Annotated in this window: 12 protein-coding genes; 5 read left to right on the forward strand and 7 right to left on the reverse strand. The window is 67.7% G+C overall.

The window, feature by feature from the left end; all coding sequences use genetic code 11:
* Positions 1-1319: HNH endonuclease signature motif containing protein (locus AB4Z42_RS09395; RefSeq protein WP_442008903.1), on the reverse strand; the 1319-nt coding region annotated here is incomplete at its 3' end.
* Between the two features lie 164 nt (positions 1320-1483).
* On the opposite strand from AB4Z42_RS09395, the gene AB4Z42_RS09400 reads away from it, so the two are divergent.
* Positions 1484-1687 carry a hypothetical protein gene (locus AB4Z42_RS09400; protein WP_442008904.1) on the forward strand — a complete coding sequence of 68 codons (204 nt, stop codon included), beginning with the start codon at positions 1484-1486 and terminating at the stop codon, positions 1685-1687.
* On the opposite strand, the gene AB4Z42_RS09405 is transcribed toward AB4Z42_RS09400, so the two are convergent.
* Together AB4Z42_RS09405 and AB4Z42_RS09410 are read right to left on the reverse strand one after the other, a co-directional pair.
* Positions 1671-2183: an HAD domain-containing protein gene (locus tag AB4Z42_RS09405; RefSeq protein WP_442008905.1), complete on the reverse strand. Its 513-nt coding sequence runs from the start codon at positions 2181-2183 to the stop codon at positions 1671-1673. The genes AB4Z42_RS09400 and AB4Z42_RS09405 overlap by 17 nt on opposite strands.
* A 68-nt stretch (positions 2184-2251) precedes the next feature.
* On the reverse strand, positions 2252-5701 hold the full coding sequence (locus AB4Z42_RS09410; protein WP_442008906.1) for a non-ribosomal peptide synthetase: 3450 nt from the start codon (positions 5699-5701) through the stop codon (positions 2252-2254).
* A 99-nt stretch (positions 5702-5800) separates the two neighbouring features.
* Here AB4Z42_RS09410 and AB4Z42_RS09415 point away from each other — a divergent pair, with 99 nt between their 5' ends.
* Entirely contained in the window at positions 5801-7453 is a 1653-nt protein-coding gene (locus AB4Z42_RS09415; protein ID WP_442008907.1) for a (2,3-dihydroxybenzoyl)adenylate synthase, read from the forward strand.
* 6 nt (positions 7454-7459) lie between these two features.
* Here the strand turns inward: AB4Z42_RS09415 and AB4Z42_RS09420 are convergent, their stop codons facing one another.
* The 4 genes from AB4Z42_RS09420 to hemW all read right to left on the reverse strand — a co-directional run bounded on the left by AB4Z42_RS09420 (position 7460) and on the right by hemW (position 15340).
* Positions 7460-12643, reverse strand: a complete 5184-nt coding sequence (locus AB4Z42_RS09420) for a type I polyketide synthase (RefSeq protein WP_442008908.1) — start codon at positions 12641-12643, stop codon at positions 7460-7462.
* 184 nt (positions 12644-12827) lie between these two features.
* Positions 12828-13535 (reverse strand): hypothetical protein, encoded by a 708-nt coding sequence (locus AB4Z42_RS09425; RefSeq protein WP_442008909.1) that lies wholly within the window; start codon positions 13533-13535, stop codon positions 12828-12830.
* Positions 13528-14043 carry a sigma-70 family RNA polymerase sigma factor gene (locus AB4Z42_RS09430; RefSeq protein WP_442008910.1) on the reverse strand — a complete coding sequence of 172 codons (516 nt, stop codon included), beginning with the start codon at positions 14041-14043 and terminating at the stop codon, positions 13528-13530. Before AB4Z42_RS09430 ends, AB4Z42_RS09425 begins: the two co-directional genes overlap by 8 nt.
* Before the next feature lie 91 nt (positions 14044-14134).
* Positions 14135-15340, reverse strand: a complete 1206-nt coding sequence (hemW, locus tag AB4Z42_RS09435) for a radical SAM family heme chaperone HemW (RefSeq protein WP_442008911.1) — start codon at positions 15338-15340, stop codon at positions 14135-14137.
* Positions 15341-15647: 307 nt separating this feature from the next.
* On the opposite strand from hemW, the gene AB4Z42_RS09440 reads away from it, so the two are divergent.
* The 3 genes from AB4Z42_RS09440 to AB4Z42_RS09450 are packed head-to-tail and all read left to right on the forward strand — an operon-like array spanning position 15648 to position 18714.
* A complete protein-coding gene (locus AB4Z42_RS09440; protein WP_442008912.1) occupies positions 15648-17315 on the forward strand; it encodes a nitrite/sulfite reductase in 1668 nt (555 codons plus the stop codon).
* The gene (locus tag AB4Z42_RS09445; RefSeq protein ID WP_442008913.1) at positions 17312-18016 is read left to right on the forward strand and encodes a phosphoadenylyl-sulfate reductase; all 705 of its coding nucleotides are present in this window, start codon (positions 17312-17314) and stop codon (positions 18014-18016) included. Before AB4Z42_RS09440 ends, AB4Z42_RS09445 begins: the two co-directional genes overlap by 4 nt.
* Positions 17995-18714 carry a sirohydrochlorin chelatase gene (locus tag AB4Z42_RS09450; RefSeq protein ID WP_442008914.1) on the forward strand — a complete coding sequence of 240 codons (720 nt, stop codon included), beginning with the start codon at positions 17995-17997 and terminating at the stop codon, positions 18712-18714. Before AB4Z42_RS09445 ends, AB4Z42_RS09450 begins: the two co-directional genes overlap by 22 nt.
* The last annotated feature ends 23 nt before the right edge of the window (positions 18715-18737 follow it).

Consider the following 18737-nt stretch of genomic DNA (forward strand, 5'->3'; position numbering starts at 1 on the left):
TCGTTGACGCGGGCTTGGCCGGTGTCGAGGTGCTTCGGTGGTAGCCATTCGACGTCGTTGTGGGCGTTGATGCGGGTGGTCCAGCCGTCTTTGTCGACGAGGCGGTTGTCGGGACCGCAGGCCAGACCGAGGTCGTCGATGTTGGTTTGGCCGTCCTCGGCCCAATCCTTGGCGGCGTGATGGACCTGACTGCCGTACGCCGGGACGGTGCACCCCGGTTTCGTGCAGCCCCCATCGCGGGCGATCAGCATGATCCGCTGCGCGGGTGAGGCGACCCGGCGGGCGCGGAACAGATCCAGCGCCGACCCGGTCGCCCGGTCGAACACCGCCAGGTACTGGTTGGCGTGCGCGGCCATGCGGATCACATCGCGGATCGGCACCACGGTGCCACCACCGGTGACACCGACCCCGGCGCGGCTCTCCAAGTCCTGCAGGGTGGTGCGGATGATGACCGAGGTCGGTAATCCGTTGTGCCGGCCGAGTTCACCGCTTTCCAAGACACTGCGCCCGACGGCGACCATCGCGTCGTGCTGGCGCTGGGTCAGACTGCGCTGGTCGCCGTCGATTTGGGCCTGTGACGGCGTGCCTGAGATGCAGGGGTTTTCGTCGGCGGGGTTGCACATGCCTGGGGCGGCCAATTTGGCGAAGATCGCCTCGWAGATCGCCGCGGCCTCCGGAGTGAGATCTCCTTTGATCGGCGTCATTTTGTCCGGGCCTTGCGGTCCTTTCGAGACGCCGCGGCGGCGTGCGCGTTCGATGTCATCGGGTTCAGGGCCGTCCTGGTCGAGCAGGAAGATGGCGCGATCKGCATGGTCTTTGAGTTCTTTGGGCCCGACGCCGGCGGCGACGTGCACCCAGTCCGCCTCGATCGCCCCACGCGTCGCGATATCGACAAATCCCGGGATCCGGTCCATCGCCTCGCGAATCTTGTCCACATGCTCACCGTTGATCAGCCCGCGCGCTTGAGCAGAAGCGGTGCAYGGCAACACCGGGTCCAGCGGTTCTCCGGTCAGGGTGCGCCGCGGCCCCAACAGCGCCGCCTCATCCAGGCGGCGACCGGCCTCACTGGTGGAGATGCGCCACCGGATCGCCAACACCTGCCGCCACGACTTCGCGCCCATCTCCTTAGCGGTGGTCTCGGTCTGCAGCCGCGCCAGCATCCGGTGACTCTGGGTCGGCAGCTGACACGACAACGTCTCCATCTCATCGAGCGCACCTAGCAACTCGCGTGTGGTGAGTGCCTCGATCGGCAGGGCGGCCAACTGGTCATGCGCGGCGCGCATGGCTGCAATCGCTGCCTGCACCGCCTCTGCACTCATGACTCGAACATATGTTCGATCTCTAAGAACTTGGCGACGTATTTCCGAAAGATTCCATGAGAGTCCTCGCTCTTCGTATAACACCCAAAACCGTTGCCTCGCTGGGCTAGTGCCTCCTCCAGCCAACGGTTACACAGAATTACCGAGCGAAGGTGTCCCCGCGTATGGCCACCGCCAAGCTCTACTTCAGGTCCGAGACCGCAAACGCTGAAGCGAGTACCCCGGCGTTCCTCATCAGCCTGCCGGCGCGACGGCCCGGCGAAACGCCGTATCTGATCGCCGACAACTTCGCCCTGCACCAACGCCGCGAGGTCCGCGACCGGTGCGCGGACAGCTGGCGTTGCTGCCCACCTACCCGTCCTGGCTGAGGGCCGGGGCCTCGAGCCAGTCGGCGACCACGGCGAGATCCGCTTCGGTCAATCCCGACCTCGGATCGACACGATGGAGCAGGGCCGACCCTGCGTGATGTGCGCCCACCCATGCACGATCGATGTCGGAGATTTCGTCGTCGACCCAGACGAAACGACGCCCAGCGGCAGCCGCGACCAGCAATGCCGTCTTCCAGTGCAGGGTGCCGATTGGATCCTCCAGCGGCGCTTCGGGCAGAGCAGCCACCGGCAACGGTGGGAGCCCGAGCAGCGGGGCGATCACCTCGTTGGCTTCGTGCATCCAAGCCGTGGCCCAGACCAGATCGCAGGCAAGGGCCAGCAGACGACGACCGTGCGTGCGATCCATCCGCGCCAGCCGCGGGTTGCGGCGACTCTGCCATTCCCGCCAATCGACAAGCGCCACATCGAGCTTCGCGCCATCGCTGGGCAGCAGGGTGCCATCCACGTCCAGGAACAACAGCGCACGATCGACCACCACGGCAACATATCAAGCCCTGCCGGCACACCTCGCCGCGATTACCGAGCGGACCTTGTCGCGCTGAACTACCCGCCGGCCAGTTCGGACAGCACGTCGGCGTTATCCATCCCGGCGACCTCGAGGTACACCTCGGCCACCATCATGAGCCGATCCGCGTCGGGTTCGCGATCCAGGAGCCGATCGGCCAGCGCGGCCACGCACCGCGCCGCGAACATGTCGGCGACCAACACGGTGGGTGTATCGAGCCAGTCCCGAAGCCGGGCGACCACCTGGGTCGCGAGCACGGAATCGCCGCCGAGGGAGAAGAAGTCGTCGTCGATGCCGATCTTGTCTCGGGCGACGTCGAGCACCTCGGCGACGATCGCCACCAACGCCGATTCCAGTGGCGTGGACGGCGCCCGGTACTCGTGTGCGGCGGGGACGTCGGCGTCGGCCAGTTGACGCGCCGCGGCCTTCCTGTCGATCTTGCCGCCGATGGTGAACGGAATCCGGTCGGTGACGACGATGATCTTCGGAATCATGTGCGCTGGAACGAGTTCGCTCATCGCGGCAGCGATGGTCTGCGCGTCGACGTCATCGTCGTCGGTGGACACCAATGCCGCAAGCACATCCCGCTCCCCCGCGACGACGGCGGCGACCGCCGCATCGACGTGCGGCACCCGGGTGAGCGCCGCCTCGACGTCGCCCAGCTCGATCCGGTATCCGCCGATCTTGATGCGGTGATCGGCGCGGCCGACGAACTCGAGTGAACCCTCAGGCAGATAGCGGAGGAGATCTCCTGTGCGATACCAGGTTCGGCCGGCATGCTCGACGAACTTGGCGGCGGTCAGGTCAGGCCGGCCACGGTAGCCGCGCGCGACACCCCGTCCGGAGACCCACAGTTCGCCCGGCACCCAGTCCGGGCAGTCGGAACCGTCGGCGGCGACCACCCGGCAGATGTTGTTCGTCAGTGGCGTCCCGTACGGCACCGCAGTCCAGGTCGGCTCCGGTTCATCGACATCGCAGACGGCCGCATGGATCGCGAGTTCTGTTGCGCCACCGAGGCCGTGCGCACGCACCCCCGGTGCATGCTTGCGCAGCCCGCGGATGAGATCGGGGCGCACCCAATCGCCGCCGAGCAGCGCCACGCGCAGCCCCGAAAGGCGGGAACCGCCAACGGGTAGCAGCATCTCCATCCAGCCGGGCATGAAGTTGAGCATCGTGACGGAATGGCGGTCGATGAGTTCGGCCCAGGTGTCGGGATCACGCCGGTACTGTTCATCCACCACGACGACCGCCCCGCCGGCGCGCAAGATCGCGAAGATGTCGACCACCGAGTGGTCACATTCCAAGGTGGACAACGCGAGAGTCCGGTCCGTCGGAACGAGACCGTAGTGGCGCTCGACGAACTCGACGGTGTTCATCACCGCGTCGTGCGTCAACTCGACACCCTTGGGTTCCCCGGTCGAGCCCGATGTGAACAACACGTAGGCCAGGTCGTGCGGGCCCACGGGCGTCGGTTCGCCGAAGGTGTCCCGTCGCATCGCGTCAGCGACGCGGATGACCGGCACCGCCGGATCGACCTGGCGGCCCTCGCCGCAGAGCAGAACCGCCGATACCGCGCTGACCGCCAGGATGCGGCTCGCTCTCTCGTCCGGGTGATCGGCACCGATCGGCAGGTATGCCGCGCCCGCAGCCAGAATGCCGAGCACGGCTGGGATCTGCTCGGCGCACTTGCGCCCGATCAGCGCGACGGCGTCGCCGGGCCGGACGCCGTTGTCGCGCAGCGTTTCTGCGATGGCGAGCGCACGGCTGCGCAATTGACCGTAGGTCAGGTCGCCGTCGTTGCTGAAGACCGCGGGCGCGTCGGGGGTGGCAAGCGCATTGCGGAAGAACCCGTCGTGGAGCGCGTCACCGCTCGGAGTTGCGGTGGTGTTGTTGACGGTTTCGCGCACGGCGCGTTGAGCTTCGGGCACCGCCGAAGGGTCGGGAACGTCCCACGCCGCGTCGTCAGTGGCGAGCCGGGTCAATTCCGCGAGATGGTAGGCGAACATCGCATCGGCGACTCCTGGCCGGAACGCATCGGCGCGGACGTCCCAGTTGATCATCAGGCCCGTCGCCAACGGCGTCGCCTGCGCATCGATGAGCACCTGCGGACCCTGCGAAATGGTCCACACCGGCGCACCGAACTGGTCGGTGACCTCCCCCGCGAACAGATCGCCGAGCCCGAGCGCGCTGGTGTAGACGATCGGGGCGAGCGGCTGGTTGCCGCGGTGGCGGCCCAGGTCGCGCAGTACCGACAGGCCGGAGTAGGTCGAGTGACGAGCGGCGTCGTGCAGCGCCTCCTGCACGCGGCGTGTCCGCTGCGCGGGTGTGGTGGTCTGCCCGAAGTCGATATCGAGCATCAGTGACGACGTGAAGCAGCCGACCAGTTTCTCGACATCGGGATGGAACTGTTCGCGGCCGAACATCGGCAGGTTGAGCAGGAATCGCGAGCCGCTCGACCACCGCGCCAGCGCATTCGAATACGACGCTGCGACGGCCATTGCCGGCGTGAGCCCACGGCGGTGCGCCGCAGCGAAAAGCGCGTCCCGCGTCTCGACGTCGAAGACGTGCCAGAGTCGGACGCTGCGGCGGGGGTCGGCCTGTTCTGGCAGTGGAACCAACGGCAGCGCAGGCGATTCGGGGAGGTCGGGAATCCGCTCGGCCCACCACTGCCGGTCCTCATCGGAGGGTCCCGGATCGGCGGCCGTCAGCGCGGCCCGGTACTGACGGTAGGTGTAGCGCAGCTCGGGGAGCTCACCGCCGCGGTAGAACACCGCGAGGTCGGCCATGAAGTTGCGGTAGCTCAACGCGTCCGCGGCGTCCATGTCCATATCGACGTGCAACCGCGTACGCCCGTCCGGGCGCAGCGACAGGCTCAGCTCGAGCACATCGCCGTCGAGCATTTGATGCGACTTCTGCTGACGAATCTCTTCCAACCGCTGCTCTGCTGCTTGCTCGTCCAGCTCGCGCAGGTCGTAGACCGCGACCGGAAGGCCCCGGTCACCGATCCGCTGGGTACCGTCGGGCAGGATCTCCACACGCAACATCGGATGGCGTGCAACGAGTTTCGCCGCCGCGTCGCGCAGTCGGGTTGGATCCACTCCTGCGCCGTCGAACTCCACGTAGAGGTGGGCGGCTACACCGCCGAGTTGCTGATCGTCGTTGCGGCCCAGCCACATTGCGTGCTGCATAGGCGTCAGCGGGAAGGGCTCGCCTGCGTCCGCGCCGTCATCGGACGAGTCGCCGCTGTCCGGTGATCCGTTGTCGACGGAATGCCCCGCCACCAACGCCGACCACGCCGCCACCGTCGGGTTCTCTGCCAGTGCGGCGAAGTTGACGTCGATTCCCTGCTTACGCCACCGTCCGGACAGCGACATCATCCGGATCGAATCGAGACCGGAGGCGATCAGATCGGCATCGGGGTCGACGGCGTCGGGACTCACGCCGAGGAGTTCGGCGACCTCCTCGCGGACTGTGCGGCCGACACCCACGCTTCCTCCAAATTAGTACAGGCTGCCCTAACTAACTCGGCGAGGCTACCTTATATTCGAGGCACCGAACACACCTACCCGGAGGGGTCACACCCACTCATGAGCACTGGTTTAGACCCTCGGCAGAGCGACCTCACCACGGGTTTTGTGCCGTTCCCCGCCGAGAGGGCCGACGCGTACCGTCGCGCCGGCTACTGGAGCGGCCGCGGCCTGGATTCCGTCCTCGGCGATGCGGCGGCAAGGTGGCCCGACCGCCCCGCGGTCATCGACGGGGATGTCACTTTCACCTTCGCCGAATTGGATGCGCGCGCCAACCGGATCGCCGCCGCACTCGCCAACCGCGGTATCGCCGCAGGCGATCGGGTGCTCCTGCAGCTGCCGAATACGTCCCAATTCGCCGTCGCGCTGTTCGGCCTGTTGCGCGCGGGCGTTGTTCCGGTGATGTGTCTGCCCGGTCACCGCTACGCGGAACTCAGCCATTTTGCCGAGGTCAGCGGCGCGGTCGGGCTGGTCATTGCCGACCGTGTCGCGGGATTCGACTACCGCGAGCTGGCCCGGGCCCTGGTGAACGACAATCCGGGGCTGCGACATATTTTCGTCGACGGTGAACCCGGCCCCTTCGAATCCTGGTCGGAGCTGGCTGATTTCGACGGTCCGATGGGTGACCAAGCTCCGGTCGACCCGAATACGCCCGCCCTGCTGCTGGTGTCCGGTGGCACGACCGGACTGCCGAAGCTGATCGCCCGCACTCACAACGACTACCTCTACAACGCGACCGCGTGCGCCGAGGCGTACGGCGTCAACGGCGACGACGTCTATCTGGTCGCGCTGCCCGCCGGACACAATTTCCCGCTCGCGTGTCCGGGGATTCTCGGCTCCATGACCGTCGGCGCACCGTCGGTGTTCACGACCGACCCCAGCCCCGAGTCGGCATTCGCTCTGATCGACCGGCACAAGGTCACGGTGACCGGGCTCGTCAACGCACTGGCCAAGGTGTGGACCCAGGCATGTGACTGGGAGCCGGTGCTGCCGACATCGCTGCGGCTCGTTCAGGTCGGCGGCTCGCGGATGACCCCCGATGAGGCCAGGTACATCCTCGACGGGCTCACTCCCGGACTGTCGCAGATCTTCGGGATGGCCGAGGGCATGCTCAACTTCACCCGCCTCGGGGACCCGTTCGACGTCGTGGTCAACACGCAGGGCCGCCCGATGTCGCCGCACGATGAGATGCGCGTGGTCGACGAGTCGGGCGCGGAGGTGGCGCCCGGCGAAGAAGGTGAGCTGCTGGTGCGCGGGCCCTACACGCTCAATGGTTACTACCGTGCCGACGAGGCGAATGCGCGGTCGTTCAGCCCCGACGGCTTCTACCGGTCCGGTGATCGCGTACGCATATTCGCCGACGGGCCGCGCGCCGGCTACGTCGAAGTCACCGGCCGCATCAAGGACGTCATCCACCGCGGCGGGGAAACCGTATCGGCGTCCGACCTGGAGGAGCATCTGTTCGCGCATCCGTCGATCTACGCGGCGGCGGCGGTGGCGCTGCCCGATGAGTACCTGGGCGAAAAGATCTGTGCCGCAATCGTCTTCAGCGGGGCTGCGATCACGCTCGCGGAACTGAATCAATTCCTCGACGAGCGAGGAGTATCGGCGCACTCACGGCCCGACGTGCTCGCGCCGTTGCCGACGCTGCCCAAGACCGCGGTCGGCAAGGTGGACAAGAAGAAGGTCGTGGCGCAACTCGCGTCGAGCTGACGCGAGTCAGGACACCTGAACTTCGCGGGGCTCCTCCGAGACATCCGGCGAGATAAGCAGTTCGGCGACGCGCTCCGAAACAGCCGCCGCGGTCGGGTACTCCCACAGCAGGGTCGGGGGCAACGACAGACCCGTCTGCTTCTCCAGCGCGCGCAGCAGGCCGACGGTCATGATCGAGTCCACCCCGATCTCGACCAGCGGCAGACCCGTGGCGACGTCGTCCTCCGACAGCCCCAGCTGCGCCGCGACCGCAGCCACCACACGTTCGGCCACCTTGTCCGGATCGACCTCGCCGTCATCGCCGACGAACATCCCCGCCGAGGATTCCGCCGGCTCCGACTCATCGGATTCCGCAGGCGCCACGTCGGACAGCATCGGCACGGCAACCGCCTCCGGAAGCACCGGCAGGACAACCACATTCGACTGCCCATCGCACATGGCCAGGTCGAGTGCGCGCATCGCCTCGTCGGCACCGATGGTGCCCATACCCAACGCGTCCAGCTGCGCGGCGACGAAACGCGACGCCGACCCCATGCCCAGACCTCGCCACGCGGTCCACGCAACGCTCACGGTGCGGTCACCGAGACCACGGCGATGACGGGCCATGACGTCGAGGAACGAGTTCGCGCACGCGTACGCACCCTGTCCCGGGAAGCCCGCAAGGTAGCCGCACGACGAGAACAGCACCATCCAGTCCAACTGTTCCGGAGGGAAGACCTCGTGCAGTGTCAGTGTGCCGTCCACCTTGGGCCGCATTGCGGCCTCGATGTCGTCGGCCGTCGTATTGACCAGAAGCGCACCGGCTTCCACACCGGCCGCGTGGATGACGCCACGCACCGGCGGCAGGTAGCGAAGGGCGGCTCGTAGCGCATCCGCGGCGTCGGGAGCGCCGATGTCGAGCGGAATGATGTGCACCGAGACGCCCCGCTCCTCGAGCGCAGCCACGGTGCGGATCAACTCGGAGTCGCCGGCATCGCGCCACTCGGCGCGGTCGACCATGCCTGTGCGCGACAGCAGCACCAGGCGCCGCGCGCCGATGTCGGCGAGTCGTTGCGCCATCCGCAGACCGAGAACGCCGGTGCCGCCGGTGATCAGATAGGTGCCACCCGCCGAGCACTGCATCGGTGCGCCCGTGCCGCGGCCCGCGCGGCTCAAACGGCCGACCCGGGCGGCACCGTCGCGCATGACGACGACCGAATGGCCTTGCAGCGCCGCGATTGCGCCGACCGGCAGGCTCGCGTCGGCGATGTCGAGGACACCTCCGAAGACCTTGGGATGCTCGGCGGCGGCCACTCTGGCCAGACCCCACAACGGCGCGTGCACCACGTTGGCGCCTTCGTGGACCCGTTCGGTCAACACCCACAACCGGGCCCCGGCGCCTCGGTCGAGCAGATGCCGCAGTGTGCGCATCACGAGATCGACCGACTCCACGGGCGAGTCGCGCCTGCGGGGCAGCACCAAAACCACCGCATCGCGCCCGAGTTCCTCGTCGGTCGCCACGATCTGATCGGGGTCGGTACAGACCGCGTTGGGCACATCGGCGCCTGCCAGGTCGCGAGTCACGAATTCGCGCGTCTCGGTGTCCCCGCCGACCACGATCACCGCACTCGGCCGGTCGGTGTCACGCCACGCAACCTCGTGCCACTCCACATGGTGCAACACTCTCGAAACATCGCTGCCAGCAGGGTTGTCAAGCTCCTCGAACGACATACCGGTGAGTGACGCGCGCACCGCGCCCGACTCCTCGGCGATCAGCACGTCGGTGGTGGTGGTCCCGGGTCGACGGAGCACGTGCAGGACGGCCGCCGCGGGCGGGCGGCCGTACACCTGCACCCGTTCGATCCGCGCGGGCATCCGCAGGCGCGGCGGACCGTCGAAGATCGTGGAGGCCGCCGACGTCGCGGCGTCGAGCAGCGGTGCCCACGTTCCCGGTTCCGACCGGTCGCCGTTCGCGGCCACCCGGGCGATCAGTTCGCCTTCACCCGCCTGCATTTCGGTGATCTCCCAATCGAATCCCATCGCGGCCACACCGAGCGTCGCCAGGGTGTCGATGACGTGATTGGACGGCAGCGGTTCAACGCAGCGGTCCCGGGCGGCGGACTCGTCGAGCACCTGGGGAAGCAGATCCTCGATATCGTCGTCGGCGGCGGCGACCGCACTGCTGTGGGTGAGCCAGCCGCCGTCCTCGTCGGGATCGTCGTCGTCGACCAGACGTGTCGACAGTGTCAACCCGCGATCCTGCAGCACCACCTGGATATCACGGGCCCGGCTCGGTGCCACCGGGGTGCGCAGCCGGACATCGACAAGGTCGGTGCCGGTACGCGCCGAACGCGTGTCCAGATCGGCGGCCGCCGTCAGGAAGGTGTTGAGAATGACCGCAGCGGGCACGATTTCGGTGTTCTGCACCGGATGGTCGCCCGGGTACGGCCGGTTGTCGATGCCGAGCCGGCTCTGCCACATCGTGGACGCGACCGCTCCGGTGACATCCATCCGGCCGCCGAGCAGCGTGTGGCTGTCGACGTCGTGGATGCCGCGCCCACCCGGCGGCGGCGTCGGCGTGCGCCAGAAGTGGCGGTGCTGCCACTGCGTCACCGGCAACTCAACCCACGGGGAGTCCGTGCCGACCCCATGGTCGACCGGGACCCCGTGACAGTGCAGGTTGGCGATCGCCACGGCGACCGACTGCAGTTCCGAACGCTCCCTGCGCAATACGGGGACGACGGCATGCTCGCGGACGCCCCAGTGCGTCATCGCCTCGACAATCGAGTGCGAGACCACGGGATGCGCCGACACCTCCAGGAACACCCGATGGCCGTCCTCGGTGGCCGCGCCAACTGCCTCGGCGAATCGGACCCTGTCCCGCAGGTTGGCCATCCAGTAGCGGTGATCCCGCGGTGCCGTCGACCGCGGATCCGCCAATGCGGTTGTGTACAAGGGAGTCTCAGCGGGACGAGTCGGTGGAAGCTGCGCGGTCAGGCGGCCGAGTTCACCGGTGAGCGCGTCCATCGCCGGACTGTGGAATGCCACGTCGGTATTGACCCGGCGCACCATCACGCCTTCGTCCGTCCAGATTTTCGAGATCTCCTCGACGGCGTCCACGCTGCCGGACACCACCGTCGACTCCGGGGACGCGCTGATCGCCGCGACGACGTCGGTGCGGCCGTGCAGTCTCTGGTCGGCAAGGGTGAACGGCAGCCGCACCAGAGCCATCGCGCCCTGGCCCATCACGGACCGGAATCCGCGGGCCCGGTAGCACGCCACCGCCGCGCCCACGGTCAGGTCGAACACACCCGCCGTCACACAGGCGGCGACCTCGCCCACCGAGTGCCCGATCACCGCTGCGGGCGTCACGCCCCGCTCGCGCAGCACCGCGGCGAGGCCCACCTGCATCGCAAACGTCAAGGCCTGCACGCGATCTGTGCCGCCCAGCGCGCCCGCGTGCAGCGCCTCGCGGGCGCTGAAGCCCAGCTCCCGGCTGAACACCGGATCGATCGCGTCGATGACAGATGCGAACGCGGGCTCACGTTCGAGCAACTGCTGCCCCATACCCGCCCAATGCGATCCGTGTCCGGAGAAGACCCAGACCGCGCCTTGTGCGCCCGCGGCGAGCGCGCTGCCGGTCGCGACGGCCGGATCGGCCGAATCGTTGGCGAGCGCGTCCAGCCCGGCCACGGCACCGTGGATGTCCTCGGCCACCACGGCGGCCCGCACCGATTCGTGGGTCCGGCGCGTCCACGCCGCGGCCACCACGCGATCGAGTTCGTGATCGCCGACGCGCAGGTGGTCGGCCAGCGCCCGGGCCTGGCTGCGCAGCCGGGCGGAGGACCGTGCCGATATCGGCACCACCGTCGGCGTTTCCGACACGCGGCCGGAGGGTGGTGTCGACGCCGCAGGCGCCTCCTCGAGCAGGATGTGGGCGATCGTGCCGCCGTAGCCGTAGCTGCACACCGCGGCGCGCCGCGGCCTTCCGTCGGCGCGCTCCCACGGCTCGACGGACGTCGGAACCCGCAATCCGCTGTTCACCCAATCAACCTCAGGTGTAAGTGTTTTCAGTCCGGCCGTCGGCGGAATCACCTCATGGTGCAATGCCAGTGCCGCCTTGACGAGCCCGACCACGCCCGCGCCGCCCTCGAGATGGCCGACATTCGGCTTCACCGACCCGATCCGGCACGGTGCATCCGCGGGGCGATCGGCCCCGTAGACGGAGGCCAGTGCACGCACCTCGGTGGGGTCGCCGGTCGGTGTGCCGGTTCCGTGCGCCTCTACGAAGTCCACGCTCGCGGGTTCGACTCCTGCCGATTCGCATGCGCGCGCGAACATGTCGGCCTGGGCGTCGCCGTTGGGCGACATGATGCCGACCGTGCGGCCGTCCTGCGCGACCGCGCCCCCGCGCACGAGGGCGATCACCCGGTCACCGTCGCGAACGGCGTCGGTAAGGCGTTTGAGCACGACCACGGCCGCACCCTCACCGCGCCCGTAGCCGTCGGCGTCCGCGTCGAATGTCTTGCACCGGCCATCCGGTGCGGTGGCCCCGGCCTCGTCGAGCACCCGGGTCAAACCCGGCCCGATCAGCGCGCTGACACCGCCGGCCAGGGCAAGCGATGTCTCACCGGCCCGCAACATCTGGCACGCCTGGTGCACCGCCACCAGCGATGCGGCACATGCGGCGTCCAGCGCAACGCTAGGACCACGAAGATCAAGGAGGTGCGATACCCGGTTGGCGATCCCGCAGAGCGACGTGCCGATCCCGGTCCAGGCCTCGATGCCGGGCAGATCTTCCATGATCAGCTTGCCGTAATCGTCGGAGTTGACGCCCATGAGGACGGCGGTGTCGGTGCCTGCCAGCGTCCGCGGCGGCACCCCGGCGTGTTCGAGAGCTTCCCAGCTCACTTCCAGGGCCAGCCGTTGCTGCGGATCCATCAGTTCCGCTTCGCGCGGGGATACGCCGAAGAATTCGGCGTCGAAGCCGGCGAGGTCGTCGAGGAAGGTGCCCCAGCGTGTGGTCTGCTTCAGCACCGCAGCGTTGCGCGGATCCCGGCGCAGATACGGTTCCCAGCGCTCGTCCGGCACTTCGCGCACGTCGCTGCGGCCTTCGGTCAGGAACGTCCAGAACTGCGCGGGATCGTTGATGCTGCCCGCCAGTCGGCAGCCGATGCCGACAATCGCGATGGGCTCAGGAGTGGCGACCATCAACGAGGCCTCGGGCCTCGCGAAGTCTGGCTAGCCTTGCCTAACAAACCCCATATCATGATCGCCATCCTGGCACACGCGCCCCAGTTTTTGGGGCCTACGCTGGGGCGACGCGGGAGTTCCGTGGGTGGCGCCGATCACGTCTGGAAGCGGTTGCGCCGTGGTGAAATTCGTGAGAAGCGGCTCACAACGTGGTGACCGCGAGGGGCTGATCGGTGCCGGATACCCGAATGTCGACGGTGCGGATTTCCGACGTCGGGATGCTCGTCGCCGCCGACAGCCCGGTCGCCTCATCCCCCGCCGGTCGCCACGAGCCGACGGTCGTCTGCCCGCCGCTCTTCGTCGTCACCACGATGTCGTAGCTGGCGACGTCGCGCGACCAGTCCTTGGTGTATTCGCAGGCCCAATTCAGCTCGGTGCCCCACTTTTTCTCGGTGACCGCGAGCTGCGCGGTCAGGCCGGGCCGCGATCCGGGCTCCATCGGCGCCATCGCCACGGCCTGCACCGACCCCGTCGTGCGGGGGAAGACCGTCGCCCCCACAACACCACCGACGATCGCCAGCGCCGCTGCGGTCGCGACCACCACCGCGATCCCGGTGCGTCGCGATCGCCGCTGCCGGTCGGCCGCCGCGCGGGCAAGCGACGCGACGTTGCCGGCGGGCGCCTCGATCGGCGAACCGCCCCCGAGGTCGGTCAGCGCAAGAGCCTCGTCGCGGCTGAGCACGCTGAGAATGTCCGGCATCCCGGCGACCTCGTCGAACTCGGTGCCTCGTTCGGGATTCGTGGCCAGATAGTCCTCATAGGCGCGTCGATCCTCGAGATTCAGCGCGCCGAGCACATAGGCCGCATCCCATTCGGCCAGGTCGTCGTCGTCAGGTCTGCTGTCAGTCACGGCCAACCCCCCTTTCCTGCAACGCAATTCGCAGCGCGCGCAGCGCATAGTGAAGTCTGGATTTGACCGTGCCCTCGGGAACCTGTTCCTGCCGGGCGATATCGGCCACGGTCTGGCCGAGGTAGTACGCGCGCACGATGGCGTTGCGGTGGTCGGCGGACAGCGACTTCAGCGCGTCGGCCAGCACCCACTTGTCGACCGCGGGCCCGATCGCGTCGAGCGAGGGCCGCTCGGGAAGGTTGTCGCTCTGCAGTTCCCTGGTGAATCGCGCGCTGCGCCGGTCGTCGATCACGAGATTGCGGGCGACGGTGAACAGCCACGCACGCGCCGATTCGCTCGGCTGCTCGAGAATGTCGGGTTTTCGCCAGAGCCGCAGCAGCGACTCCTGCACCACGTCTTCTGCGAACGGCATGTCACCCCTCGTCAAGCGCAGTACATAGCGCAGCAGGTCCCGGCTATGGGCGTCGTGGATCGCTCGCAGGAGCGCGGCTTGATCAGGATCAGTCATATCCGATGCACCCGCGTATCCCTCGCTTTCCGTCGTCGTCGCATAACACAACGGATCACCACCGCAGAATCGTTCAATCGGGCTCTGATTGTCAGTCAAGCAGAGTGCGGACCACCGCGTCGGCCAACAGCCGACCCGGGTCCGTGAGGATCAAATGGTCGCCGGAACGGATGAGAAGGCCGTCCTCGATCGCGGTTTGGGCCCGACGTCGTTCGGCCTCGTTCAGGGTCGACACCGGCAACCCGTCGCGCAGTCGCACCCGCAGCATCACGTCCTCGGTGTGCTGGGCGCGGGCGTCGAGCCGCTCGAAATCGGCCACCGGCAGCACGCCGTCTGCGAGCGCCTGCGCATAGGCGTTGGGGTGCTTCACATTCCACCACCGGGTCGCGCCGACGTAGCCGTGCGCGCCGGGCCCCGCGCCCCACCATTCCCCGCCGTTCCAGTAGCCGACGTTATGCCGGCACTCACCGCCGGGCAGGCACCAGTTGGAGACCTCGTACCAGCTCAGACCGGCCGCGGAGAGCCGTGCGTCGATCAATTCGTAGCGATGCGCAAGCTCGTCGTTGTCGGGTGCGCTGACCTCACCGCGCCGAACCCGGCGGGCCAACGCCGTGCCGTCCTCGACGACCAGTGCGTACGCGGACACGTGATCGACCTGCGCCTCGACTGCGGCGTCCACCGAACGCAGCAGATCCTCGTCGGTCTCCCCCGGCGTGCCGTAGATGAGGTCGAGGTTCACGTGCGCGAAGCCCGCCGCTCGGGCGTCGCGCGCCGCTTCGAGCGCCCTGCCCGGCGAGTGCACCCGGTCCAGCACCGCCAGGACGTGCGGCGCCACCGACTGCATACCGAGAGAAACCCTGGTGAATCCGGCCGCCCGCAGCTGCTCGAACAGCCGCGGTGAGGTGGACTCTGGGTTCGCCTCCGTCGTGACCTCCGCATCGGCGGCCAGGGTGAAGTGGCTGCGCACCGCGTCGAGCACCGCGGCCAGGCCGGTCCCACCCAGCAGCGATGGGGTGCCGCCGCCGACGAACACGGTGTCGACGGTCGGAGCCGGTCCACCCGCGACATTGGAGTCAGGCGGTGTCCCGAGGCGCTCGGCGGCCAGCGCCAGCTCGATACGCACCGCCGCCAGCCAGGCGTCGGGGTTCGCGCCGCCCAGCTCGGCGGGCGTATAGGTGTTGAAGTCGCAGTAGCCGCAGCGGGCCGCGCAGAACGGTACGTGGATATAGATGCCGAACGGCCGGCCCGGCGTGGGCGCCAGGTCGCCGAGCGCAGCGGGCGCCGTCCGAACGGTCATGCACCCAGTCTCCCAGAGCGGACTTTCGCTCACTGTGAGCGCAAATCTCGCCCGGTTATGGCTGTAAGGGGTCGCCGTGGCACAATTGGCTGCGTGACTGCCGCCCGCATCCATACCCACCGCGTATCGCTGGTGGTGCGTCGGCACGTCGACTTCAAGCGCGTTTGTACCTGTTGTTGTCTGCCTTGACGCGCCTGATCTAAGGACCCAGCCCACCCCGAACTTTCAGCTGGCCGCCGGATCTGCGCCGCCGGCCAGCTCACCGGTGAGATGCGCGATCCGGCTCCATGAAGGAGCCCCCCAACCAATGACCACCGCAAAGCCCGTCAAGCGTCCACGCGGCGAGGGCCAGTGGGCGCTCGGCTATCGCGAGCCGCTCAACCCCAACGAACAGTCCAAGAAGGACGACAACCCGCTCAACGTGCGGGCACGCATCGAGGACATCTACGCCAAGAATGGCTTCGAGAGCATCGACAAGGGTGACCTTCGCGGCCGTTTCCGCTGGTGGGGGCTGTACACCCAGCGCAAGCCCGGGTATGACGGCACCTGGACCGGTGATGAGAACACCGACATGCTCGAAGACTCCTACTTCATGCTGCGGGTCCGCTGCGACGGCGGTGCGCTCACGGCGAACTCCCTGCGCACGCTCGGCGGCATTTCCACCGAGTTCGCCCGCGATACGGCCGACATCTCCGACCGGCAGAACATCCAGTACCACTGGGTCGAGGTCGAGAACATGCCGGAGATCTGGCGCCGCCTCGACGAGGTCGGTTTGCAGACCACCGAGGCGTGCGGCGACTGCCCTCGTGTAGTCCTCGGCTCACCCCTTGCCGGCGAGTCGCTCGACGAAGTGATCGACGGAACCCCGGCGATCGATGAAATCGTCAAGCGCTACATCAACAAGCCGGAGTACTCGAACCTGCCGCGAAAGTTCAAGACCGCGATCTCGGGCCTGCAGGACGTGGTGCACGAGGTCAACGACGTGGCGTTCATCGGTGTCGAGCACCCCGAACACGGTCCGGGATTCGACCTGTGGGTCGGTGGCGGCCTGTCCACCAACCCGATGCTGGGCCAACGGGTCGGTGCGTGGGTGCCGCTCGAGGAGGTTCCCGATGTCTGGGAGGGCGTGGTCAGCGTGTTCCGCGACTACGGCTACCGCAGGCTGCGGGCCAAGGCGCGGCTGAAGTTCCTGATCAAGGACTGGGGCGTCGAGAAATTCAGGGAAGTTCTCGAGACCGAATATCTGAAGCGGCCTCTGATCGACGGCCCCGCTCCGGATCCCTTGACACGGCCCATGGACCACGTGGGCGTCCAGAAGCTGAAGAACGGGCTGAACGCGGTAGGGGTCGCCCCGATCGCGGGCCGGGTGTCCGGCACCATCCTGTCCCAGGTCGCCGATCTGGCGGAGGCCGCCGGCTCGGATCGCATCAGGTTCACGCCCTATCAGAAGCTGGTCATCCTGGACGTGGCCGACGACAAGCTCGACGCTCTGCGCGACGGGCTGGACGCGCTCGGCCTGCCGTCGACCCCCTCGCATTGGCGCCGCAACCTGATGGCCTGCACGGGCATCGAGTTCTGCAAGCTGTCCTTCGCCGAGACGCGTAAGCGCAGCCAGACGCTGGTCCCGGAACTCGAAAAGCGGCTCGAGGACATCAATGCGCTACTCGATGTGCCCATCACGGTGAACATCAACGGCTGCCCCAACTCGTGCGCGCGGATTCAGGTGGCCGACATCGGGTTCAAGGGTCAGATGGTCGACGACGGCGATGGACCGATCGAGGGTTTCCAGGTGCACCTTGGCGGCAGCCTGGGCCTGGACAGCGGATTCGGCCGCAAGTTGCGCCAGCACAAGGTGCTGTCGAGCGAGCTGGGCGACTACATCGACAGGATTGTTCGCAATTTCGTGAAACAACGCGAGCAGGGTGAGCGTTTCGCTACCTGGGCAGTACGAGCGGACGAGGCGGATTTGCGATGACAGACCTTGCTAATGAGACAGACCTGATCGCGTTGGCAGAGCGTGGCGCGGCCGAGCTGGACGGCGCCAGTGCCGATGACCTGCTGCGCTGGACCGACGCGAATTTCGGCGGTAATTACGTTGTCGCGTCGAATATGCAGGACGCCGTGCTGGTCGATCTGGCAGCGAAGGTACGTCCTGGTGTCGACGTGTTGTTCCTCGACACCGGCTATCACTTCGTCGAGACCATCGGTACGCGCGACGCCGTCGAGGCGGTCTACGACATCAACGTGGTCAACGTCACCGCAGAGAACAGCGTCGCCAAGCAGGACGAGTTGTACGGCAAGGATCTGTTCGCCCGCGAAGCCAGCGAATGCTGCCGGATGCGCAAGGTCGAACCGCTCGGCAAGGCGTTGCGCGGATATACCGCCTGGGTCACCGGCATCCGCCGCGTGGAGGCCCCTACGCGGGCCAACGCACCGCTGATCAGCTGGGACAAGGCGTTCGGTCTGGTGAAGATCAACCCGATCGCGGCATGGTCGGACGAGGACATGCAGAACTACATCGACGCCAACGATGTACTCGTCAATCCCCTTGTCTTCGAGGGTTATCCGTCGATCGGCTGCGCGCCGTGCACGGCCAAACCTGTCGAGGGCGCCGATCCGCGCAGCGGTCGTTGGGCGGGCCAGAACAAGACGGAATGCGGGCTGCACGCGTCGTGACTCTTGTGTTGGCGGCCCACGGCAGCGTGGACCCGCGGTCGGCGGCGGTGACCCAGGCGGTGGCGGGCCGCATCCGGCGGCTGCGGCCCTGGCTCGACGTCCGCGCCGCCTTTCTCGAGAAGACCGGCCCGAATCTGCGCGACGTGCTGGCAGATCGTCCCGCCGGGGTCGTGGTGCCGTTCCTGTTGGCCGACGCCTATCACGCACGAGTCGACATCCCCGAGATGATCGATGAGTCGGGCGCCCGAGTCGAACAGGCCGAGGTGCTGGGGGAAGATCCCGCCCTGCTGTCGGTGCTGCGGCTGCGGTTGTCCGAGATCGGGGTGTCCCCCGAAACCGGCGGCCTCGGTGTGCTCGTCGTCGCGGTCGGCTCGTCGAACGAGGCCGCCAACGCGCGGACATCGAGCGTGGCGCACACGCTGAGTGCGGGAACCCGGTGGACGGGCGCCGAGGTCGCGTTCGCGACGGGGCCGCAGCCTGCCGTCGCCGACGCCGCGGATCGCCTGCGGGCACGAGGTGCCAGGCGTCTGGTGATCGCTCCATGGTTCCTGGCACACGGCATCATCACCGACCGGGTCGCGGCCTACGCTGCGGCACACGGCATTCCGATGGCAGAGCCGCTGGGCTCACACAATCTGGTCGCCGCGACCGTCCTGGATCGCTACGACTCGATTGCCGCCGCCTCCATCGCCGCCTGATCTATTTGTGCGCGGCCGGGCCC

The organism is Mycobacterium sp. 2YAF39 (assembly GCF_052114565.1).
Taxonomy (GTDB): Bacteria; Actinomycetota; Actinomycetes; order Mycobacteriales; family Mycobacteriaceae; genus Mycobacterium.